Raw genomic sequence first — 21,910 nt, 5'->3', positions numbered from 1 at the left:
TCTCTTCAGTTGATTGACTTTACTAGGATTACTACCTAAACGCATCATACACCACTACTCCAACAGAAGCGGTGATCAATTGTAACGGGCTTTGACGGGGGCTGTATTCAAACTCACCATTTCCTTTATTGGGTAAATAGATCACATCTCCTTTAGTCAAAAATCGCATCGAATTTCCATCCTGATAGGCCAGGCGGAGCTCGATTTTTCCACCATCCAATCCGCGGATTGGGAATTGGATGCCTCCCCCTAATTTGTAGGCTAGCCCCCAATCCTCCATGTCTTTGGAAGCCTCCACTACCTCTTCAAAAATGCTTGGCCGGATTTTATATCGGGAATAGAGGTAATTGGCGCCAACTTGGATTTCAATGAAAGGAGTCAGTTTGCTGGTTTTGGAAGGCAAATACCTGAAAACAGCCATTCCAGATGCATAATTATTGTTTCTTCGGAGCCTATAGGTATCGTTGTATCCTGGATATAAATCATTTCTTTTTTCAAGTTTGGACCCATAGACCCCATAGCCAAACTCAAGTCCTATCTGATAGGGTTGATTGTAAAATTCATACAATAGAATCCCTGAAATAGTTGGGAAAACAAACCTATCTACTTCCATTTTTAGCCTTGAAATAGGAAAGCCACCATTCAAATGCCCTCCAGCGATAAAAAATTGTGAATAAGCACTCGTGGTGCTTATAAATAAAAATAGAATGAGTAATGTTTTTCGCATAATCAAAGGATTAGCTATGAATACGGATGAAAGGGGTGGGTTTGTTTAGTTTACTTGTGAAAATTTAATTGACTTGGCAATAGGAGAGGAATTCTGTGGTTAGAGTTTTTTATCTTCAGCTAAACAACCCAAAATGGCTCATGAATTCATCGAATACCCGAAGAAACTTTTTAAAGAAATCTGCTTTAATAGGTTCTGGGATTAGCTTTGCTGGCGCAATCCCCTTTGAGACTCTAGCAAAAGAAGCCAAGCATCAAAATAAACTACCTGCTTGGAAGGGTTTTAATCTATTGGATTTCTTTTCCCATGATCCAAATGCTGGTCGCCCTACCAAACCACGATACATTCAATGGATCTCTGACTGGGGATTTGATTTTGTGCGGATTCCCATTTCTTACCCTAGCTATTTGGATATTGACAGAAGTAGGCCGATCCGTCCAGATGAGGTTCTGAATTTCGATGAAAGTCGCTTAGAAAAGGTAGATGAACTGGTGGATCGATGTATTTCCAAGGGATTGCATGTGAGTTTGAATCTACATCGTGCTCCGGGTTTTTGTATCAATGCAGGGTTTGAGGAGCCTTACAACCTCTGGAAAGATCAGGAAGCGCAAGATGCATTTTGCGCTCATTGGGATATGTGGGCAAAACGGTATAAAGGTATTTCCAAGAAGAAATTGAGTTTTGATTTGGTCAATGAGCCTTTCCAACGCCAAAATCCTAATGATCAACATAGCCCCGGTGGTCTTGTGGATGTAGCCGATTACCATAGAGTTGCCAAAGCTGCTTTGGATACAATTAAATCTGTGAAGAAATCCAGACTTGTAATTGCTGATGGCAATGGTGGAGGAGGAATCGCAGTCCCCGAACTAGCTGATCTGGACCTTGCACAAAGTTGTAGAGGCTATCATCCTTTTCCAATTTCTCATTACAAAGCAGGATGGGTTTACAAAGATCCAGAAAGTGTTCCACCAGTGAATTGGCCTTTGATACAAGGTGAAAGAATTTTGGATATCGAAGAAATCAGGAAATACTATGCTCCTTGGAAAGCTTTGGTGGATCAGGGTGTTGGAGTGCATTGTGGAGAATGCGGTTGCTACAATGAAACTCCTCATGAGGTTTTCCTTAGCTGGTTTGGGGATGTTTTGACAGTTTTAAAAGAAAATGGAATCGGGTTTGGTATCTGGGAATTTTCCGGGGCTTTTGGCGTGATGAATTCTGGTCGGAAAGATGTGGCCTACGAAGATTGGTATGGAGAAAAATTAGATAGGAAATTTTTGGAACTGCTCAGGGCACAACTTTAACAGAAACCCTATAAACAAAAAAAGCTCCCTAGGGAGCTTTTTTTAACTGTTTCTTTTATAAAGTGGAACTTTCAATCCCACATACAAATCTGTGCTTCTGGATTTATTGGAGATCAAATTGGTCAGGATGGATCCCGATCCCACCATCACTGGTCCTGCCCGTAAACCAACTCCCCAAGCAATGCTCGAATCATATTGTCTCAAGCTGACAGGGCTGTAGACTGAGATCCATTTAGCTTCGAATCTAGGGGTCACTGTAAAAGCATTGATGATATTACTTACAGGTATTTCATTCCCTTTTTTCATGGAAATAGCGCCTTGGGCACTGACGTAAAATTTATTTCGAATATGATAATCAGCAAACAATTGAATAGCTGTAGGAAGTCCTAATTTTAAATCTTCAGTAGATTCTGTGCCGGAGTAATTATCATTTAAAACTTCGTCTAAGTCTTTGTTTTCAAATTCGGTTGCGTCAATTGTAGCATTCATATCATATCTGGCTTTATAAGTCCCAGCATAATTAATAGAACCGATGTCGGTCACTGAAGCTCCAAGCTTGAGTTTGTAGGAAGACTGGTATGGACCGTCGCTCACATCGAAAATTTCATAGACAACCCCGAAATCAGCTCCAAAACCCGATTGAATATCAGAGTACGAAATGTCTTCTGAATCAAAGCCAGAGGTATATCCATAGTTGAGATTGCCGCCAGTTGTCAAAGAATTAACCTGTGAGTCGAATTGAGCACTTAATTGGCCACTGGAGCCATACACGCCTCCTGCTCCAAATAAATATTTCAAAGTTACCCCAGCTTTCAATCTCTGTTTTTCTTCATCAATCAAGATCCTTCCATAAGTTCCTCCGATTTCTCCCCAAGCATGGATAATTCCACTGACATTTTCCATGGAAATACTGAAGTTGTCAGAAACATCTCCTGAGGATGCCACTTCGTAAAGTTCCCCTCCTAAATTATGAAGGTTGAAAAATGTCCTGACTCTGGTACTAATCGCGATGCTGTTATAATCACCGATATTCAGTTGAAAACTTGGACCTAGAATATCGATATTTCCAAAGAAGTTGTTTTGGTTGTTTGGTGTGGTACTTACGTCCGAATCAAAATCAAATCCGTCTCTGAAACTTTGGATGTCGCTTAGATCGATATTCAAATAATCACTGCCCAAAAAAGCACTTGTCGAAAATAGATTGACATCTAATTTCATTTTTGAGCCCGCCACATTCGCTGGATTCATCAGCACCGAATGAACACCAGAATAATTATCGATTTGTCCTCCAATAAAGCTCTGGGAGTAAACTGAGGTTCCCGTCCCGAGCAAAGTAATGATTAGGAGGAAATAAAAAATTGAATTTTTCATCATGATAGTGAAAGGTTTGAGTGGTATAAATATGTTCTGTTACAACGAATTTGAGAAGTCATCCTTGTAAATTCTAGTTTAAAATTGGATCAGTTCCTGCAATTTTCTTTTGAATCGATCAACTGGTAGAAACTGTTTTTCGAGGTTAGGAGCAAATGGAACTGGCGTATCCAAGCTTCCTTCCCGCATCACAGGAGCGTCTAAATCCTGGAAACAAAATTCTGAAATCCAAGCACAGATTTCTGCTCCAATTCCCCCGGTCAAGCAATCTTCTTGGAGGAAAATAACCTTGCCCGTTTTTTTGACCGTCTTCTTTACGGCTTCCTTGTCCCAAGGTAAAAGTGTGCGTAAATCCAGAATGTCTGCCGAAATCCCGAATTCCTCAACTGCTTTTTGAGCCCAGTGGACGCCCATTCCATAAGTAACAATCGATACTTGAGTTCCTTCTTTCACTAAAGCTGCTTTTCCTATTTCAACAGTATAATATTCATCAGGAATCTCCGCACTGATCGATCGGTACATTCCTTTATGTTCAAAATAGAGGTAAGGGTTTGGATCTTCAATTGCAGCGTTTAATAAGCCTTTGGCATCGTATGGATTGGAAGGGTAGACAATTTTCAATCCAGGCGTATGAAAAAACCAAGCCTCGTTGGATTGAGAATGAAAGGGTCCAGCTGCCATTCCTGCACCGGTTGGCATCCGAATGACCACATCTGCCTGCTGTCCCCAACGATAATGGATCTTGGCAAGGTTGTTTACGATTTGATTAAATCCCACTGAAACAAAGTCTGCAAACTGCATTTCGACCATGGCTTTGAAGCCTTTGATAGAAAGCCCAAGTCCGGCTCCGATAATAGCACTTTCGCAAAGCGGAGTATTTCTGACACGATCCGCACCAAATTGCTTTTTGAATCCATCGGTAATTTTAAAGACTCCTCCATACTCGCCGATATCCTGGCCCATAAGGATGAGATTTTGATATTTTTCCATGGATTGTTTTAATCCATCAGAAATAGCATCAACTAATCGCTTTTCTGCTTTGCTGCTATTTTCAGAGGGAGGATGCACATTTTGTTGGAAAGGGGCATAAACATCTGCTAGCTCATTTTCGAGATTTGGGGAAATAGCATCCTCAGCAAATGCAATGTCCAAACCATCATTGATTTTCTTCTTTATCTTTTTATTGATTTTCTCCTTTGTCTTTTCATCGAGGACTCCGATTTCCTCGAGATAATTTTCATAATTCTCAACTGGATCCAATTTGCTCCAATTCTCCATGAGTTGCTTGGGTACATATTTGGTTCCTGAGGCTTCTTCATGTCCACGCATGCGAAAAGTTATAGCTTCAACTAGGACTGGACGTGGATTTTTACGGATGTCTTCGGCAAGTTTCAAAATGGTTTGATAAACCTCCAATACATTATTGCCTTGGATTCTAATAGCCTCCATGCCATATCCAGGTCCTTTGTCCGTAAAGTTTTTGAAAGCAAATTGCTCCTCACTTGGCGTAGAAAGTCCATAGCCATTATGCTCGACCACAAAAATCACAGGGAGCTTCCATACAGCTGCCACATTTAATCCTTCATGAAAATCTCCTTCTGAACTTGCACCATCACCAGAAAAAACCAGAGTGACTTTTTGTTCTTTTGATAGTTTGTCTGCTAAAGCGATCCCATCCGCAATCGCCAATTGTGGACCTAAATGGGAGATCATTCCTACCACATGATGCTCGATACTTCCAAAGTGAAAAGAACGATCTCTACCTTTTGTGAATCCATTGAGTTTTCCCTGAAATTGAGAGAAAAGTCTTTCCAAAGGCATTTTCCTTCCAGTAAAAATCCCTAGATTCCGGTGCATAGGTAAGATAAACTCATCCGCCTCCAAGGCATTTACTGCTCCGATGGAAATTGCTTCTTGTCCCCAGCCACTGAACCATTTCGAGATTTTTCCCTGACGCAGGAGAATCAGCATTTTTTCCTCTATTCGCCGAGGCATAAGAAGAGATTCGTACAGCTCAAGAAGTATTTTGTCAGAAAGGTTCTTTCGGTCGAAAACCAAAGGAGATTGATTTTTTGTGGCTGTTTCCATGCTAAAAAGATTTCCTATCTAAGGTAAAGGAAGCTAAGAACTCCCCAAAGTTTCTTGGAACTGAAATGCATAAAAAATGCCCCGAAATCAATCGGGGCTGAAAAATAAATGCAAGGAGTTAAAAAGTGTTTGCTGTATGTTTCAAAATTAGGCATAGGAATTCGCCTACTGCTAAAAGCTGCGTTAAGGTTCTTTTATCAAAAAGTTAAGCAGGTAATTTAGAGGTAATATTGAAACCAAGATTCCTGTATTTTTTAAGTAATTCATTGAATTTGAGGTTGAAAACTCAATGTTTTTAGATAACATTTCGAAAAATATTTATTGAGTGATTTGATTTATCACTTAAGCCAAAAGAGTTATCTTAAACCTATGAGAACCCAGCTAACCTATATTCTTGCTCTTTTTTGCATATGTCTTTCAATTAATTCCATGGCCCAGGGAAAACGAAAGACCCAAGTTGAAATTCGAGGAAACCAGTTTTTCATCAATGGGCAGCCAACCTACGCCGGTCGATTTTGGAAGGGAAATAAAATCGAAGGCTTACTGATGAACTCAAGGATGGTACAAGGAGTATTCGATGATCTTAATCCTGAAACAGTTCATAATTGGGAATACCCTGATACCAAAACATGGGATGCAGATAGAAATACCAATGAGTTTGTTTCTCAAATGCCCAATTGGAAGGCTCATGGCTTGCTTTCATTTACCATTAATCTGCAAGGAGGAAGTCCCTTCGGATATTCTCAGAGTCAGCCTTGGATCAATTCAGCATTTACAGAGCAAGGAGATTTAAGAGATGATTACTTTTTGAGGCTAGAAAAAATTCTGGATCGGGCTGATGAGTTGGGAATGGTCCCTATTGTTGGCTTTTTCTATTTTGGGCAGGATGAGCGATTTGTAGATGAGAAAGCAGTCATTCTAGCTGTTGAAAATGCAGTGGATTGGATCTTGAATAAAGGATATTCTAATGTATTGATCGAAGTGAACAATGAATGCAATGTGCGGTATGATCATGAAATTTTACAGCCAGAGCGAGTTCATGAATTGATCAATTTGGTCAAGTCAAAAGAGAAAAATGGAAGACGCTTATTGGTAAGTACCAGTTATGGTGGAGGAGCTGTTCCAAAAGAGAATGTGGTGAAATACTCGGATTTTATTTTACTCCATGGAAATGGTGTGAAAGATCCGAATAATATTACTGCGCAAGTTGAAGCGACCAGAAAAGTACCAGGATATACTGATCAGCCAATTGTTTACAATGAAGATGATCACTTTAATTTCGATCAGGATCTGAATAATTTCACTGCGGCTACAGCTGCCTATGCTTCTTGGGGCTTTTTCGATTATCGCATGAAGGATGAGGGTTTTGAGTCAGGGTACCAGAGCGTTCCCGTGGATTGGGGCATCAACTCAGATCGGAAAAAAGGATTTTTCAAGTTGCTCAAAGAGATTACTGGGTTTTAAATGTTTTTTCACCGCAAAGACGCTAAGGCCGCAGAGAAGAACCGCAGGGCTAGTTTTATTAAAATTTCATTATAGGCGGTTCACTACTCTTTTTATTCCTTCAGTCATTTTGGCTACGTTAAAGTTTAGAAGTAATCCAAGTTTCAGTTCAGAAAGCTTTAAATAGGTTAGAATTTGAGCTAAGCGGACATTTGAAAATTCTTCAACAGCTTTAAGCTCTTTAATTACTTTGCATTGTCAGAGAAAATATACTTTGCGTTTTTCTTTGAGTCCATTGCGACTTTGCGGTAAAAGAAAAATTCCAGTTACTTTTCCTTACCTTTGCAGCCTCAAAATGTAGGAATCCTGTGAAAGCTAGAACTCTAAAGAAAGACAAAGTAAATATTATCACCATGGGCTGCTCCAAGAATCTGGTAGATTCGGAGGTGTTATTGACGCAGCTCAAAGGGAATGGAATCAATGCCAGCCATGAATCCAATTCGGATGATAATAACATTGTCATCATCAATACCTGTGGTTTTATCGACAATGCGAAGCAGGAATCGATCGATACGATTTTGCAATATGTTGATGCAAAAGAGCAGGGTTTGGTGGATAAAGTCTATGTGACAGGTTGTCTTTCACAGCGATACAAGGACGATTTGGAAAAGGAGATTCCTCAAGTTGATGCATTTTTTGGGACACGTGATTTGCCTGCGATTTTGAAGAAATTCAAAGCAGATTACAAACATGAATTGGTAGGAGAGCGGCTGCTTACACATTCCTCTCACTATGCCTACATGAAGATTTCAGAAGGTTGTGATAGACCTTGTTCATTTTGCGCGATTCCTTTGATGCGTGGAGGCCATATTTCCAGACCGATTGAGGAATTGGTGAAAGAGGCGGAGCACAAAGCAGCAGGTGGAACAAAGGAATTGCTTTTGATCGCACAGGATTCTACCTATTACGGATTGGATATTTACAAAAAGCGAAACCTTGCTGAGTTGATGCGTAGGCTCTCTGACGTAAATGGTATGGATTGGATTCGGCTTCATTATGCCTATCCAACTGGTTTCCCGATGGACGTCATCGAAGTGATGAAAGAGCGTGAGAATATCTGTAATTACTTGGATATTCCTTTGCAGCATGGTTCCACGGATGTGTTGAAGGCAATGAGACGTGGCACCACTCGTCAGAAACAAGAAGACTTGATACATAGCATCAGAGACATTCTTCCTGACATTGCTATCCGAACTACCTTGATTGCAGGTCATCCGGGAGAAGGAGAGAAAGAATACCAGGAAATGGTAGACTTTGTTGAACGAATGAAATTTGAGCGCTTGGGTGTCTTCACTTATTCTCATGAAGAAAATACCCACGCATTCTCTATGGAAGATTCGATCCCTCAGGAAGTAAAGCAAGAGCGTGCAAATAACCTGATGGAGATTCAAGAGCAGATTTCTTTTGAATTGAATCAGGAGAAAATCGGGAAGACTTTCAAAGTTTTAATCGACAAAAAAGAAGGTGGCCATTTTGTGGGTCGAACCGAATACGATTCAGTAGAAGTGGACAATGAAGTGCTGATTGATGCTTCGAAATATTACTGCAGAGTTGGTGACTTTGTAAATGTGAAAATCAACGAGGCAACGGAATTTGATTTATATGGAGATGTAGTCGAATAGAAAGAGTCCCGCTTCTTTGGAAGTGGGATTTTTTTTCTAAAAATGGATTGAAAAGTAGTTTTTTGACTTTTAGAAAGTATTTCAAATTGAGTTGAAGGGATTAAAGAGGAGGGAACTTTCAATGAGAAATGCCGTAGATTAATGTTTTTTAAGTATTTTAAATACTGAAAAGACTTTTTTGATTTAATTCTTTTAAACCTGATCTCCATGTTAAACATAGTTTTTTCAATCGCATTAAGCTTATTTTCGATTACGGAGGAAAACCCTTCTTATTTTTATTTTGGAAGCGTCAATTTGATAGGAGTAGGAAATCTCGAGGATGGAAAAAAATCAGGAGAATGGAAAGTTTATTCCAAAAAAGTCCCTCAAGAAACTCAAGAATCGATTTTTGACCCAGCTGATCCTCAGCTATTTGAAAAAGAATTTAATCAAGAATTTCCCCTTTTTGTAATCAATTTTTCAGATGACTTACCTGAAGGTATTTTTCAGGAAAACTATCCAAGTGGCTCGATTAAAATACTGGCAATTTTTGAAAATGGAGAATTGGAAAATGACTTTAAGGAATTCTATGAAAATGGAGAGATAAAATACACTGGACAATTAGCTGCGGGAGAAAGAATAGGAGAATGGATTGAGTATTTTGAATCAGGCCAGGTAAAATCGAAAACTTCATATTCTGAAGGGTTAGTAGATGGCCCAGCCTTTTTTTATACTCCAGAGGGAACTTTAATAACTAAGATTTTTTATTCTGGAGGTGAAATTGATGGATTGTATGAAGCATATTTTCCAGATGGGGAGTTAAAAGAACAGGGAGCTTTCAAAAATGGAATTCCTACTGGGGAATGGAAAAGCTACGATGCCGATAGAAAAATACAATTTCAAGGTAGTTTTATAGAGGGATTACCTTCTGGGACTTGGTTGGAGCAAATGAAGATTATACCAGATTACTTCCGAAAAGGCAATTATCAAAAAGGCTTGAAAGAAGGAGAATGGATAGTATCTGATGCGACAGGTAGACAAATTCAAACTGAAAACTACAAAGCAGGAAAGCTTATATCAGTTACTGCGCAACAGCAAGGTAATTGGCTGAAAGATCCTAATCTGGTCAAAAAAGGAAATGGGCAAATGACCTTTTTTGATGAACAAGGTTTTGTAATTGCAAAAGGGAAGGTTTCTAAAGGAGAAATAACCGGCAGGTGGAGCTATTACTATCCAAATTCTGATCGGCTTTCTTCGTCAGGAAGAATCGAAGGATCAGAAAAGATAGGCACTTGGAATTTTTATAGTTTTGACGGAGAATTAATTGATCAAATGGAATTCAAACCTGCGCCAAAATCTGAGGCTGGGTTCAGAAATGCTAACTCATCTAGAACTAAAATATTTGGAGATGCAAATCACGATTCCTTAGAATCTGCCTATCAAAAATTTAATCCCTTTATACAGAAGTATTATAATTGATTAGATCAAATTAAAACTCAAGGATTTTCAAACCCGCTTCGAATTTAAATTAATCAGACTGGAAACTTTTTAGTAATGATAGGGTTTTTTGCCCTTTCAACTGATCTACCTATTTTAGCAGCCTAAAATCCCCTGAATGAAATCGAGCACTAATTTGAAGACCGACGCAGGGGTGAGTATGCCACTTGCGGGATTCCATGAGGCATTTGAAGAACAAAAAATAATCTCATGAATTTGATCGAAGTAACCACTGCAGCCCATCAAAAGGAATTTATTGAGATGGCTGTAAGGCTTTATAAAAATGAGAAAAACTGGATTAGGCCGCTGGATGCTGATATCGAAGGACTTTTTCATCCCGAAACCAATAAGCTTTTTAGAAATGGAGCCAAAGCTAAGCGCTGGCTTTTGCAGAATGATAAAGGAGAGACCATCGGAAGAGTTGCCGCTTTTGTAAATCCGAAAATGAAAGAAAAGCAGCCAACAGGAGGACTTGGCTTTTTCGAATGCATCAAGGATCAAGAAGCAGCATTTTTGCTTTTTGATACGGCAAAGACCTGGCTGGAAAGCGAAGGAATGGAAGCGATGGATGGGCCAATCAATTTCGGGGAGCGCGACAAATGGTGGGGATTACTAGTTGACGGATTTTCCGAACCGAACTACAACATGCCTTGGAATTTTGGCTATTACCAGGAGTTTTTTGAGAACTACGGATTCAAGCTTTATTTCAAGCAGTTTACCTATATGCGTCCTGTTCAGAACGTGGGTTTTGACGAAAAGATGATCAAGCGTGCCAATCAAATCATGGCCGATCCGGATTACGAGTTCCGTTATATCAAAGGGAAAGAGCTTAAGGAAAAAGCTCCGGAATACTTTATGACGGTTTACAATAAAGCTTGGGCTAGACATATGGGCAAAACGCTGGCATTAAAGGAAGCCCAGTTGATGTTCGGGAAAATGAAGCCAATCATTGATGAGCGATTGATTTACTTTGGTTTTTACAAAGGAGAACCGGTATCGTTTTTTATTCAGATTCCAGAAATCAATCAGATCTTCAAGCATGTAAATGGCAAAATGGACTTAATCGGGAAGCTAAAGTTTCTTTGGTATAAGACCTTTTCACCACCTAATAAAATGCTCGGTTTAGTTTTTGGAGTGGTGCCAGAACATCAAGGAAAAGGCGTGGAAAGTGCCATGATCATCACCTATGACAAAATGAGTGGTAAATCTTCTTTTCCATACAAAACTATCGAAATGAACTGGATAGGAGATTTCAACCCAAAGATGATGCGTGTTTGTGAGCAGTTATTGGCAGAAATTTACAAAACGCATCATACCTATCGCTATCTGTTTGATCGGGAGAAACCATTCGAACGACATAGGATATTTGATTGACGAAGTACGCCCCGATAGCTATCGGGGTACGAGATTGATGGTAGTGGTTAGCTTAATTTTCTAATTCTAAAATCTCGAATTAAGAATGCTGAATGTTGAAGTGTCGACAACCACTGAAATCGATTTTCCAATATTTCAATTTTAAAATTTTCCAATACAGAATAATTTCCAATACAGAATAAAAAATGAAAAAGTACGACGTAACAGGTATCGGTAATGCCTTGGTAGATATAGAGTTTAAAGTGAAAGATCAGTTTTTCACGGATAACGGAGTGGAAAAAGGCCTGATGACTCTCGTAGATGAAGAGAGACAAAATGCATTGATGAAAGTAATCGATACAGAACAAGCCAAAAAGCAATGCGGTGGTTCTGCTGGAAATACGGTGATTGCAATAAGCCAATTTGGGGGAAAGAGTTACTATTCCTGCAAAGTTGCCAATGATGAACTTGGCCATTTTTACATGTCTGACATGAAAAATGCCGGAGTAAGCCATAATCTAAATGAAAACAATTTAGCTGAAGGAATTACAGGCAAATGTCTCGTCATGGTAACTGAGGATGCAGAAAGAACCATGAATACTTTTTTAGGAATCACCCAAACCTATTCCAATGAAGATGTAAATGAAGCAGCGATCAAGGATTCTAAATACTTGTATATCGAAGGATATTTGATCACTTCAGAGAATGGAAAGCAAGCGATGAAGCATGCCAAGCGAATTGCAGAAGAAAACGGGGTAAAGGTTGCTATAACGTTTTCAGATCCAGCGATGGTCAAATATTTCAAAGAACCAATGACTGAAGTAATCGGGGCAAGTGTGGATTTACTTTTCGCAAATGAGGAAGAGGCAATGATTTTCACCGGAAAAGATAATCTGTTGGAAGCAAGAGAAGAACTGAAGAAAGTGGCGAAGCATTTTGTGATCACTCAAGGAAAAAATGGCGCGATGATTTTTGATGGAGATACCTTTATTGATATCGAACCATATGCTACCACGGCGATTGACACAAATGGTGCTGGAGATATGTTTGCTGGAGCATTTATGTATGGAATTACCAATGGACATAGTTATGCCTCCAGCGGAAAATTAGCCTCTATGGCAAGTTCAAAAATTGTCAGCCAATTCGGCCCAAGGCTTGAATGGCATCAGGCGAAAGATATTTTAGCAAGGTTAAAACCATAAATTACAATCCGGGTCTTTTAATTAGGCCCGGATTTTTTGATGTTCTTTAACATGAAGGACAAGAGGAATTCGGATAGATATTACTTTTTTAGGAGGAAAATTTTAAATTGAGTCCCTCAACTAAAAAAAGTCTCTTTTATTGTTCAAATATGAACATTTCAAACCTTTAAGAGCAAAATACGATTGTTATTAAACGTAGAATTAAAACCCAATCTTTTCAATATGAAAAAAATTACCGTTTTAGGCTTAGTAGCCGGAATGCTTAGCATGCCCGCAATTGCCCAAAAGAAAATCGAATTCAAAGAATTTGATTTAGACAACGGATTACACGTGATCATGCATCAGGACCCAAGTACTCCGATAGTAGTGACTTCGGTTTTGTACCACGTTGGATCCAAAAATGAAAATCCTGAAAGAACTGGATTTGCCCACTTTTTTGAACACTTAATGTTTGAAGGTTCAGAAAATATCGAGAGAGGGCAATACATGAATATCATCCAAGGACGTGGAGGAACATTAAATGCCTACACATCCAATGACATTACTTATTACTATGAATCCTTGCCTTCCAATGAATTGGAATTGGCGCTTTATATGGAAAGTGAGCGTATGCTTCATTCCAAAGTCGATGAGACAGGTGTTGAAACTCAAAGAGAAGTAGTAAAAGAAGAAAGAAGACAACGCTACGAAAACCAACCTTATGGGACGATTTTGCCAGAAACTTTGGTGAGAGCTTATTCAAAGCATCCCTATCAGTGGGCACCAATTGGCTCCATGGATCATTTGAATGCAGCTTCAATCGAAGAGTTTCAGCAGTTTTATAAGGATTTCTATGTTCCAAATAATGCTACTTTGACAATAGCAGGGGACATTGACTATGAGCAAACTGAGGAATGGGTCAGAAAATATTTCTCTGAGATTCCAAAAGGAACCAAAGAGATTTATAGACCAAATGTGACCGAACCGAAAAAGACAGAAGAAATCAGAGATATCATTTATGATAATATCCAGATTCCTGCGGTGATTCAGGCTTACAATCTTCCTCCAAAAAATCATCCAGACTCTTATGCTTTGTCTTTGCTTTCTACCTATCTGACAGGTGGTGCTTCTTCTTTGATGACCAAAGAATTGGTAGACAAGCAGCAAAAAGCTTTGGCAGTGGCTGCTATTCCATTGGAACTAGAAGATGGTGGAATCTTCATCACGTATAGTATCGCCAACATGGGAGTGGAGCCAAAAGATCTGGAAACTGAAATTGATAAGTTGATCAAGCAAGTTCAGGATGAAGGTATCTCTGAGCAGGATTTCCAGAAATTGAAAAATATCATGGAAAACAATATCGTAAGTGGAAATTCCTCCATGGACGGTATAGCAGAAAATCTTGCTGAAGCACATGTGATTTATGGAAATACCAATTACATCAATCAGGTGATGGAAGCTTACAGCAAAGTGACTAGGGCAGATATTCAGCGAGTAGCTAAAGAATATCTTGATTTAAATGGTCGGGTAGTACTTTACTATTTGCCTAAAGCTCAGCAACCAGCTCAGTAATTCTTTCAACTTAATCTTAGAAAAGAAATGAAAAAAATAACGATATCTTTTGTTTTAAGCTTCCTGGTCGCATTCGTGAGTTTTGCTCAGGTCGATCGAAGCCAATTCCCAAAATCAGGACCGGCTCCTGAAATCAAAATCGGTGAAGCAGAAACCTTTACTTTGGATAATGGGCTGAAGGTTTTTGTGGTAAAAAATGACAAACTCCCACGAGTTTCATTTACCCTCGTTTTGGAAAGAGATCCTTTGTTGGAAGGAGACAAAGCTGGTTTGACAGGCTTTGTAGGAGAAATGATGACTGCTGGTACGACTACTAGAACCAAAGATCAATTAGATCAAGAAATTGATTTTATCGGAGCATCGCTTTCTGCCAGCTCAACATCCATGTTTGCTTCTTCTCTGAAAAAGCATCAGAATAAGGTTCTTGAATTGATGGCAGATGTTCTTTACAATCCTGTTTTTCCTCAGGAAGAAATGGACAAGTTGAAAAAACAAACCTTAACTGGTCTGGCTCAAAGTAAAGACAATCCAAATGCAATTTCTTCCCGCTTGACAGGAATGATGGTTTATGGAAAAGATCATCCTTATGGTGAAGTTGCTACAGAAGAGACTATCAATAACATCACCGTAGAAGATGTAAAGAAATATTACGAGACCTTCTTCAAGCCAAATATCGCTTATTTGGCAATTGTTGGTGACATGGATAAGGCAGAGGCTGAAAAAGTTGTCAAAAAATATTTCGCATCTTGGAAGCCTGGTGATGTGCCGACTTTCACTTACGAAAAGCCAAAAAGACCAGAGTCTGATATAGTTGGCCTAGTAGATAGAAGCTCATCTGTTCAGACAATAATTAACATCGTTCAGCCAGTTGAACTTCAAGTTGGGGATGAAGATTACATCTCCAGCCGTTTGGTGAACCAGATCTTAGGTGGAGGATCCTCTTCCAGATTGTTCATGAACTTGAGAGAAGACAAAGGCTATACTTATGGCGCTTATTCTTCCATCTCTCCGGATAAGTTGATCGGTAGGATTTCTGCCAACGCTTCAGTTCGTACCGAAGTGACAGATTCAGCAGTTGTTCAGTTTATTTATGAGCTGGATAGATTAGTCAAAGGTGGTGTGACAGAAGAGGAATTGGCGATGGCTAAGTCAAATTTGACTGGCTCGTTCGGTAGGTCTCTGGAAAGCCCTGCAACGATTGCCAACTTTGCCTTGAATACAGAGCGATATAATCTGCCTAAAGATTACTATGCTACTTACCTTCAGAAATTGAATTCTTTTACCGTTGAAGACATCAATAAGACTGCTGCTGACTTGATTCAGCCAGATAAAATGTACATCACGGCAGTTGGGAATGGTTCTGAAATCAAAGATAAACTAGCTCAATTTGGAGAGGTTCGCATGTATGACAACATGGGCAACCCTGCCAAAGAAATCGAAATGACCGATGCCAGCATGACTGCTGAAAAAGTCATTGATAATTACCTTGGAGCAATCGGTGGTGAAGCTGCAGCCCAAGCAATCAAGACTGCAAAAGTTGTCATGAAAGCAGATGTGATGGGAAATGCACTAGAAATTGAATTGAATTTTGATGATGCCAATATGCGTTTTGGACAGAAGACCAAAATGATGGGTAATGTGATGCAGAGCTCTACTATTATGGATGGCAAAGGAGTTACTTCTGCCGGCGGACAGACCATAGAAATGAATGACGAGCAGTTGGAAGAAGCAAAAATGAGTGCATTCTTTATCCCTGAAGCACATTATACAGCTATGGGATATTCACTTGCTTTGGATGGAATCAAAGATGTAGACGGAACTCCAGCTTATAAAGTAATTATTTCAAATCCTTCTGGCGCGAAAGTAACCAATTACTATGCTGTGGATTCAGGTCTCAAAATCAAGAATGAAAATGAGAAAGCTGGAGACACTTATTACAGTGATTACCAGGAAAAATCAGGAGTTTTAATTCCTATGACCTGGACGATTAAATCTCCAATGATCCCTGTTCCTTTGGAAGCCAAAGTCAGTTCATTGGAAATCAATCCAACTTTAACTGAATCAGATTTTTAAAATAAAAGGGGCTTTTGCCCCTTTTATTTTAACCATTTTCTTTGCAAATCATTTGTGCTTACTGCCTCAAGTGAAAGAGAAGGGTAAAAATCCCCCATGCTTTCATAGGAAAAATGAAAATAGTTTCCATTGATTCTTTTAGCCGCAATGTGGATGGAATTTGTTTCCATTTCAAATTTGATTTCATCCCCAGGCATTAGATCTGAATAGACAGGAGAGGAAGGATGGATTTTAGTTATCCTATCTTCAGAAGAAAGAATCCCCAAATTAGCTGCTAGCGGATCTGGGTTTGGCGTTTGATTAACTTTAATTCCCAACAATTCTATTTTTTCAAAAAAAAGGTAAGAAAGCAAGTCCTCTTTTCCTGAAATAAATCGATCGTAAAAATTCTGAAACTTTGATTTTTCTGGAGTATGATCCAAAATCAGCTTCCAGAAACTTTCTTGGGAATAACCAATTTTTGGTTTCCCAAACTTTTCCCAAGCAGCTCGCATCACTTCAGGGAAGCTACTTCCGTTTTCCAATAACATGATGTCTAGGCAAAAACAAATAATGCTACCATGAGAGTAAATATTGACTTTTCTATCTGGAATGCCTGCTTGGTATCCATCCAGCCACAAATCATAGCTTGACTCTATAATACTCTGGTTTTTCCAACCTTCATTCTGGATCTCTTTCTGAAGTGTAGTTTCAATTTGTTTCAAAAAGATCTCTAGGGAATAAACACCAGATTTGAGTAAATACAAATCCCCCATATAGGTGGTAATTCCTTCCAGAATCCAACCTGCTTGGGAATAAGTTTCTTTTGAAAAATCATATGGTAAAAGTTCTTCAGGTCTAATTCTACAGACATTCCAAGCATGGTAAAGTTCGTGTGAGCTCACTCCTAAAAGATCCTCCATTTGAGAAGGTTCTGAAAGGCTTGCAGCTGGACCGAATGTTATCACCGTCCCTTTTTGATGCTCCACACCGTGGTAATGTCTATAGGGTAAGAGTTGGAAAATGAAATGGTATTCTTCCTCTGGAAATTCCCCAAAGTCTCTGATTTGAGTTTCAGTAAACTTTTGGAAGTTTTTCAGGAAAGTTACTTGGTCAAAATGCACTTCCCCTTTGATCCAAATATGAAATAGTGTCTCCTTTGCCTGGTATGTCCAGTGTGTTACTTCATTAGTGGCCAAAAGTGTGGAGTCGGCCAGCATTTGAAAGTCTCTTGCGATTCGTGTTCCCTCTTGGTTAGCCGGAATAGTACATACATGTGATGCGAAACCAGGTAAGTTGAAGGATAATTCGATCGGCTCAGTTTCCTGTCCTTTTATCTCAAAACAACAATTGACAAAATTTATATAGACTTGATCCTCATCAATCCAGGCTCCTCCTGCATCCATTCTTGCGCAGAAAAAATCATATTTCACTAGATATTTTTCATTTTTGGCACCAAGGAAAGTCCAACAATCTTTACTTTTTTTAGTGAAAGAAATATTTTTTTCATCACTCGAAACAACCTGAAATCCCCGTATGTATTGTGCGTAATTAGCTAATTGATAGCGGCCTGCGCGCCATGCAGGCAGTTGCAAAGCGATTTCACCACTCTCATGAGCAGTGAGCTCCAATTCAAGATGTAAAAATTGAGAGGTTGGATTTGGGCAGCTAATAGTATATTTGTACATGGATATCGAGTATGTGTCCAACAAATGTATAAGGTAGGTTTGTATTTAAGAAAATGCTACTTATCTTTGCAGTCCTTTTTGAGGCCTATTCCTCATAGAGGAAGTCAAGGAAGCAAAAAAGATAAAGATATTCGATCATGAAAAGAACATTCCAGCCTTCTCGCAGAAAAAGAAAAAATAAGCACGGTTTTAGAGAAAGAATGTCTTCTGCTAACGGTAGAAGAGTATTGAAAACCAGAAGAGCAAAAGGAAGACACAAATTAACTGTGTCATCTGAAAAGACATTGAAGAAGTAAAATTCTTTAAGGTAGTTTTCGTATGTTCACATACGGTTATACTCCTTGCGATGAATTATAAACTTCCAAAAAGTGAGCGGCTTCACGCCGAAAAAGAGATCAAGGAACTTTTTAACGAAGGTTCCTCTTTTTTTTTATTCCCGTTCAAGATCCAATTTTTTGTTAAAAAGGAGGGTGGTGATGGAACCCCCAAGGTACTTTTCTCCGTTTCGAAGAAGAAAATCAAGAAAGCTGTAGATCGTAACTTCATCAAAAGAAGGATGAAAGAGGCCTATCGGCTTAATAAAGGCCTACTCACTGAACTTGAAAATCCTTCATTGGTATTGGGTTTGATTTATGTTGGCCCAGTAGGCATGGAATTTCAAGAAATTCAAGCTAAAATTATCCTTGCACTTCAGCGTATATTAAAAGTGCTCAATTCAAATACTATAGGAAATGAATAAATCATTGAAAAGATATCTCCTCATTTTTGGACTTGGAGCAATTGTCCTCTCTGGATTTTTTGCTTTCAAAGTAAAGAATGACAAGCTCTTTGCCTTGGCAAAGAACATTGACATTTTTGCCACCTTGGTTAGGGAGCTAGATTCCTATTATGTGGATGAAATAGATCCAGATGAATTGGTCACAATTGGCATCAATGCCATGCTTGAAGAATTAGATCCTTATACTACCTATATACCGGAAGAAGAATCTGCTGATTTTAGAGTAATGACCACTGGAGAATATGGTGGAGTTGGTGCTTTGATCGGAAATAGGGGAGAAGGAAATATCATCATCATGCCCTATACTGGATTTCCAGCACAATCGGCAGGTTTAAAGATTGCAGATCAATTGCTGAAAGTTGACACAGTTTCTGTAGTTGATAAAGCTACCTCTGATGTTTCTTCTTTATTAAAAGGGCCGGCAAATACTGAGGTGTTTATTCAGGTGAAAAGAGGAGAAGATACGCTGGACTTTAATTTGACTCGAAGAAAAATTGTCATTAAGAATGTTCCTTATTATGGAAAAGTAGATAGCCATACTGGTTATATCAAACTAAGTGATTTTACCACGAATGCTTCGAATGAAGTCAGAAATGCTTTTCTGGATCTCAAAGGGCAAGGGGTAGATCGTCTGATTTTAGATTTGAGAGATAATCCGGGAGGCTTAGTAAACGAGGCAGCAGAAATTGTCAACTTATTTATTCCAAAGGGCAAAGACATTGTAAAGACTATCGGAAAACTCGAAAATGTCAATTATACCTATAAAACCACGAAGACTCCTTTAGATAAGGATATTCCATTGGTGGTTTTGATCAATGAAAATTCTGCCTCAGCTTCTGAGATTGTAGCAGGAGCACTTCAGGATTATGATAGAGCTGTGCTTATAGGAAGAAAATCATTTGGAAAAGGTCTGGTTCAGACTACGATTCCTTTGACTTACAATGCGCAGATGAAAATCACTACAGCCAAATACTACATTCCAAGTGGAAGATGTATTCAGGCGATTGATTATACTCAAACAAGAGAAAATGGCGAATTGACAACTGTACCTGATTCACTACGAAAAGAGTTCAAAACCAAAAACGGTAGAGTGGTACTGGATGGTGCAGGAATTGAACCGGATGAATTGGTTGCGACAGTTACGTATGCTCCGATTTCGTATAGTCTGGTTGCTAGAAATCATATTTTTGATTTTGCGACAGCGTATGCATATTCTCATCCAACCATTACAGATCCTTCTCACTTTGCCATTTCTGATGAAGAATACAAGGAGTTTGTAAGTTGGCTTGAAGGGAAAGAATACGACTATACTACATATTTGGAGAAATCAGTGAATGATCTGACCAAGTATGCCGAGAAAGAGGAGTATTACGATGATATCAAAAGTCAGATTGAGGAAATAAAGAAAAAAGTCAATCATAGTAAAGAGCAGGACTTAATAACTAACCAGAAGGAAATTCGAAAAATCCTTTCCGAAGAAATCGTTTCAAGATACTATTTCCAAGAAGGAATGATCGAAGCGGGTTTAGTGGAGGATCCAGCTGTCAAAGCAGCTATTGATTTTCTTTCAGTGCCAAATAAACTGGAGCAAACACTTACTGCCTCTTCAAAATAAAATGGCTTTAATATTATCGCTTGAGACTTCCACGCCAGTTTGCTCGGTAGCACTTCATCAAAATGGGGTTTTGCTAGGAGTAAAAGAAATAGATCAGCCTGGTGCTCATTCAGAGCAATTAATTGGGTTAATTGAGGACTTGCTTAAAGATTCAAATCTTGAAACATCCCAATTAGGAGCGATCGCAGTTTCAGAAGGGCCGGGTTCTTATACTGGACTCAGAATTGGTGTATCGACAGCCAAAGGACTTGCTTTTGCTTTCGGAATACCTTTGTTAGGTGTCAGTACTTTAGCCGCACAGGCCAGAGGTGTCGGCGCTGAATTAGAAAATGATGCTGTAATCGTCTCCATGCTTGATGCGAGAAGGATGGAAGTCTACAGGGAGATTTTCGATAAGGACCAGAATTCAATCAAGTTTCTGGAAGCTGAAGAAATCAACGAACTTTCCTACTCGGAGTTTTTGGACAGAGGGAAGGTTTATTTTATCGGAGATGCAGTAGATAAAGTGAGAGAAATCATTTCTAATAAGAATGCTGTTTTTATAGAAAAAAGTATTTCCGCAGTGGAGGTAGGAGAAATTGCTTGGTTGAAATATCAAAAAAGTGAATTTGAAGATCTTGCTTATTTCACTCCTAATTATCTAAAAGAGTTTAAAGTTCTCAAATCAAAGAAAAACCCATTGTTGTTGTCATGAGTGAGATAGTTAATAGAGTAGCCCAAAGTGCCATAATTTCTTTAGATCTAGAGGAAATTTATCCTAAAGAAGAAAGAGTGGTGTTTGATTTGGAGCCATTTCTATTTCAGGGTTTGGTTTTACGGGAAAAAGATTTCCGTTCGGCTTTGAAAGAAATAGATTGGAGTATTTATGAAAATAAATGGGTGGCAATTCTATGTTCTGCTGATGCCATAGTTCCAAACTGGGCTTTCATGCTTGTGTCAACTTACCTTACAGGGGTAGCCAAGGGATATGCAGTTGGGAGCTTGGAAACGTTAGAAGTTATGATTGCTGAAGAGTGTTTGAGCAAATTGGACTTGAATTCTTTCCAAGATAGGCCGGTAATTGTAAAAGGATGTGCAGATTTTCCTATTCCACTTTTTGCTTACGGGCGGATAGTTTCCTTGGTTCAAAGCAGGGCAAAATCGATTATGTATGGAGAACCTTGCAGTACTGTGCCCTTGTTTAAAAAATCAAAGTCCTGATTTTTAAATAGCTGTAAAAAATCAGCAAAAAGTTTGTGATTTTGTCAGGGTGAAAGCTTGTGAATTTAGCAAAACAGCCCTATGTTTGCACTCCCATTTGAGAAAAGACTCAGACGAATTTGAAATAGAGTGTAAAGGGAGAAAAATAAAATTTGATTTTTTTTCGATTTGAGTTTTGAAACAAAAATTAAATCCCGATATTTGCACTCGCTTTCGGGGAAACAGTCCTCGACAACTCTTAGGAAAGCCTAAGAAAAAGTTCTTTGAAGTGATGTAAGGCGAAAAAAATAATAACCTGAGAAAGACGAGGGAAGGTTTATGGGATTTGCCGAAGAGGCGGTTTTATAGACAGTGTATAAAATAGATAACTTACAATGGAGAGT

The 21,910-nt window shown here is 38.9% G+C and carries 18 protein-coding genes; 13 read left to right on the top strand and 5 right to left on the bottom strand.

Features of this window, described 5'->3' with window-relative positions:
• Nucleotides 1–31 precede the first annotated feature (31 nt).
• Nucleotides 32–727, bottom strand: coding sequence for a hypothetical protein (locus J0A69_RS00090; protein WP_206584489.1), 696 nt, complete (start codon nucleotides 725–727; stop codon nucleotides 32–34).
• Nucleotides 728–867: 140 nt separating this feature from the next.
• On the opposite strand from J0A69_RS00090, the gene J0A69_RS00085 reads away from it, so the two are divergent.
• Complete coding sequence (locus J0A69_RS00085) at nucleotides 868–2,028, top strand: glycoside hydrolase family 5 protein (RefSeq protein ID WP_206584488.1); 1,161 nt, start codon at nucleotides 868–870, stop codon at nucleotides 2,026–2,028.
• A 42-nt stretch (nucleotides 2,029–2,070) separates the two neighbouring features.
• Here the strand turns inward: J0A69_RS00085 and J0A69_RS00080 are convergent, their stop codons facing one another.
• Both J0A69_RS00080 and J0A69_RS00075 read right to left on the bottom strand, forming a co-directional pair.
• Nucleotides 2,071–3,402 (bottom strand): DUF5723 family protein, encoded by a 1,332-nt coding sequence (locus tag J0A69_RS00080; RefSeq protein ID WP_206584487.1) that lies wholly within the window; start codon nucleotides 3,400–3,402, stop codon nucleotides 2,071–2,073.
• 75 nt (nucleotides 3,403–3,477) lie between these two features.
• Entirely contained in the window at nucleotides 3,478–5,487 is a 2,010-nt protein-coding gene (locus tag J0A69_RS00075; protein ID WP_206584486.1) for an alpha-ketoacid dehydrogenase subunit alpha/beta, read from the bottom strand.
• A 429-nt stretch (nucleotides 5,488–5,916) separates the two neighbouring features.
• Between J0A69_RS00075 and J0A69_RS00070 the strand changes: the two genes are divergently transcribed.
• Nucleotides 5,917–6,951, top strand: coding sequence for a hypothetical protein (locus tag J0A69_RS00070; protein WP_236032557.1), 1,035 nt, complete (start codon nucleotides 5,917–5,919; stop codon nucleotides 6,949–6,951).
• Between the two features lie 69 nt (nucleotides 6,952–7,020).
• Here the strand turns inward: J0A69_RS00070 and J0A69_RS00065 are convergent, their stop codons facing one another.
• Nucleotides 7,021–7,176, bottom strand: a complete 156-nt coding sequence (locus J0A69_RS00065) for a GxxExxY protein (RefSeq protein WP_206585760.1) — start codon at nucleotides 7,174–7,176, stop codon at nucleotides 7,021–7,023.
• A gap of 122 nt (nucleotides 7,177–7,298) precedes the next feature.
• Here J0A69_RS00065 and rimO point away from each other — a divergent pair, with 122 nt between their 5' ends.
• The 6 genes from rimO (at nucleotide 7,299) to J0A69_RS00035 (ending at nucleotide 16,267) form a co-directional block, all read left to right on the top strand.
• Complete coding sequence (gene rimO / locus J0A69_RS00060; RefSeq protein ID WP_206584484.1) at nucleotides 7,299–8,612, top strand: 30S ribosomal protein S12 methylthiotransferase RimO; 1,314 nt, start codon at nucleotides 7,299–7,301, stop codon at nucleotides 8,610–8,612.
• A 207-nt stretch (nucleotides 8,613–8,819) separates the two neighbouring features.
• Nucleotides 8,820–10,070: a toxin-antitoxin system YwqK family antitoxin gene (locus tag J0A69_RS00055; RefSeq protein WP_206584483.1), complete on the top strand. Its 1,251-nt coding sequence runs from the start codon at nucleotides 8,820–8,822 to the stop codon at nucleotides 10,068–10,070.
• 228 nt (nucleotides 10,071–10,298) lie between these two features.
• Nucleotides 10,299–11,462, top strand: coding sequence for a hypothetical protein (locus J0A69_RS00050; protein ID WP_206584482.1), 1,164 nt, complete (start codon nucleotides 10,299–10,301; stop codon nucleotides 11,460–11,462).
• A gap of 185 nt (nucleotides 11,463–11,647) precedes the next feature.
• Nucleotides 11,648–12,643 (top strand): adenosine kinase, encoded by a 996-nt coding sequence (locus tag J0A69_RS00045; protein WP_206584481.1) that lies wholly within the window; start codon nucleotides 11,648–11,650, stop codon nucleotides 12,641–12,643.
• A gap of 222 nt (nucleotides 12,644–12,865) precedes the next feature.
• Nucleotides 12,866–14,194, top strand: coding sequence for a M16 family metallopeptidase (locus tag J0A69_RS00040; RefSeq protein WP_206584480.1), 1,329 nt, complete (start codon nucleotides 12,866–12,868; stop codon nucleotides 14,192–14,194).
• A 27-nt stretch (nucleotides 14,195–14,221) separates the two neighbouring features.
• Complete coding sequence (locus J0A69_RS00035) at nucleotides 14,222–16,267, top strand: M16 family metallopeptidase (protein WP_206584479.1); 2,046 nt, start codon at nucleotides 14,222–14,224, stop codon at nucleotides 16,265–16,267.
• Between the two features lie 23 nt (nucleotides 16,268–16,290).
• Here J0A69_RS00035 and J0A69_RS00030 read toward each other — a convergent pair whose 3' ends face one another.
• On the bottom strand, nucleotides 16,291–17,934 hold the full coding sequence (locus J0A69_RS00030) for a M61 family metallopeptidase (RefSeq protein WP_206584478.1): 1,644 nt from the start codon (nucleotides 17,932–17,934) through the stop codon (nucleotides 16,291–16,293).
• A 137-nt stretch (nucleotides 17,935–18,071) separates the two neighbouring features.
• Between J0A69_RS00030 and rpmH the strand changes: the two genes are divergently transcribed.
• Genes rpmH through J0A69_RS00005 form a run of 5 tightly spaced genes read left to right on the top strand, consistent with a single transcriptional unit; the run spans nucleotide 18,072 to nucleotide 21,527 of the window.
• On the top strand, nucleotides 18,072–18,230 hold the full coding sequence (rpmH, locus tag J0A69_RS00025) for a 50S ribosomal protein L34 (protein WP_206584477.1): 159 nt from the start codon (nucleotides 18,072–18,074) through the stop codon (nucleotides 18,228–18,230).
• A 50-nt stretch (nucleotides 18,231–18,280) separates the two neighbouring features.
• Entirely contained in the window at nucleotides 18,281–18,673 is a 393-nt protein-coding gene (gene rnpA, locus J0A69_RS00020) for a ribonuclease P protein component (protein WP_206584476.1), read from the top strand.
• On the top strand, nucleotides 18,666–20,327 hold the full coding sequence (locus J0A69_RS00015) for a S41 family peptidase (protein WP_206584475.1): 1,662 nt from the start codon (nucleotides 18,666–18,668) through the stop codon (nucleotides 20,325–20,327). The genes rnpA and J0A69_RS00015 overlap by 8 nt, the downstream gene beginning before the upstream one ends.
• 1 nt (nucleotide 20,328) lies before the next feature.
• Complete coding sequence (gene tsaB, locus J0A69_RS00010; protein WP_206584474.1) at nucleotides 20,329–21,021, top strand: tRNA (adenosine(37)-N6)-threonylcarbamoyltransferase complex dimerization subunit type 1 TsaB; 693 nt, start codon at nucleotides 20,329–20,331, stop codon at nucleotides 21,019–21,021.
• Nucleotides 21,018–21,527, top strand: coding sequence for a DUF2480 family protein (locus J0A69_RS00005; protein ID WP_206584473.1), 510 nt, complete (start codon nucleotides 21,018–21,020; stop codon nucleotides 21,525–21,527). Before tsaB ends, J0A69_RS00005 begins: the two co-directional genes overlap by 4 nt.
• Nucleotides 21,528–21,910 lie beyond the last annotated feature (383 nt).

Origin of the sequence: Algoriphagus pacificus (genome assembly GCF_017254845.1) — a bacterium.
GTDB lineage: Bacteria > Bacteroidota > Bacteroidia > Cytophagales > Cyclobacteriaceae > Algoriphagus > Algoriphagus pacificus.
This window is presented reverse-complemented; position numbering and strand designations above follow the sequence as displayed.

Coding starts and splice junctions, on each gene's coding strand:
- J0A69_RS00090 (WP_206584489.1), bottom strand. CDS start 727: ATGCGAAAAACATTACTCATTCTATTTTTATTTATAAGCACCACGAGT.
- J0A69_RS00085 (WP_206584488.1), top strand. CDS start 868: ATGAATTCATCGAATACCCGAAGAAACTTTTTAAAGAAATCTGCTTTA.
- J0A69_RS00080 (WP_206584487.1), bottom strand. CDS start 3,402: ATGATGAAAAATTCAATTTTTTATTTCCTCCTAATCATTACTTTGCTC.
- J0A69_RS00075 (WP_206584486.1), bottom strand. CDS start 5,487: ATGGAAACAGCCACAAAAAATCAATCTCCTTTGGTTTTCGACCGAAAG.
- J0A69_RS00070 (WP_236032557.1), top strand. CDS start 5,917: ATGGCCCAGGGAAAACGAAAGACCCAAGTTGAAATTCGAGGAAACCAG.
- J0A69_RS00055 (WP_206584483.1), top strand. CDS start 8,820: ATGTTAAACATAGTTTTTTCAATCGCATTAAGCTTATTTTCGATTACG.
- J0A69_RS00050 (WP_206584482.1), top strand. CDS start 10,299: ATGAATTTGATCGAAGTAACCACTGCAGCCCATCAAAAGGAATTTATT.
- J0A69_RS00045 (WP_206584481.1), top strand. CDS start 11,648: ATGAAAAAGTACGACGTAACAGGTATCGGTAATGCCTTGGTAGATATA.
- J0A69_RS00040 (WP_206584480.1), top strand. CDS start 12,866: ATGAAAAAAATTACCGTTTTAGGCTTAGTAGCCGGAATGCTTAGCATG.
- J0A69_RS00035 (WP_206584479.1), top strand. CDS start 14,222: ATGAAAAAAATAACGATATCTTTTGTTTTAAGCTTCCTGGTCGCATTC.
- J0A69_RS00030 (WP_206584478.1), bottom strand. CDS start 17,934: ATGTACAAATATACTATTAGCTGCCCAAATCCAACCTCTCAATTTTTA.
- rpmH (WP_206584477.1), top strand. CDS start 18,072: ATGAAAAGAACATTCCAGCCTTCTCGCAGAAAAAGAAAAAATAAGCAC.
- rnpA (WP_206584476.1), top strand. CDS start 18,281: ATGAATTATAAACTTCCAAAAAGTGAGCGGCTTCACGCCGAAAAAGAG.
- J0A69_RS00015 (WP_206584475.1), top strand. CDS start 18,666: ATGAATAAATCATTGAAAAGATATCTCCTCATTTTTGGACTTGGAGCA.
- tsaB (WP_206584474.1), top strand. CDS start 20,329: ATGGCTTTAATATTATCGCTTGAGACTTCCACGCCAGTTTGCTCGGTA.
- J0A69_RS00005 (WP_206584473.1), top strand. CDS start 21,018: ATGAGTGAGATAGTTAATAGAGTAGCCCAAAGTGCCATAATTTCTTTA.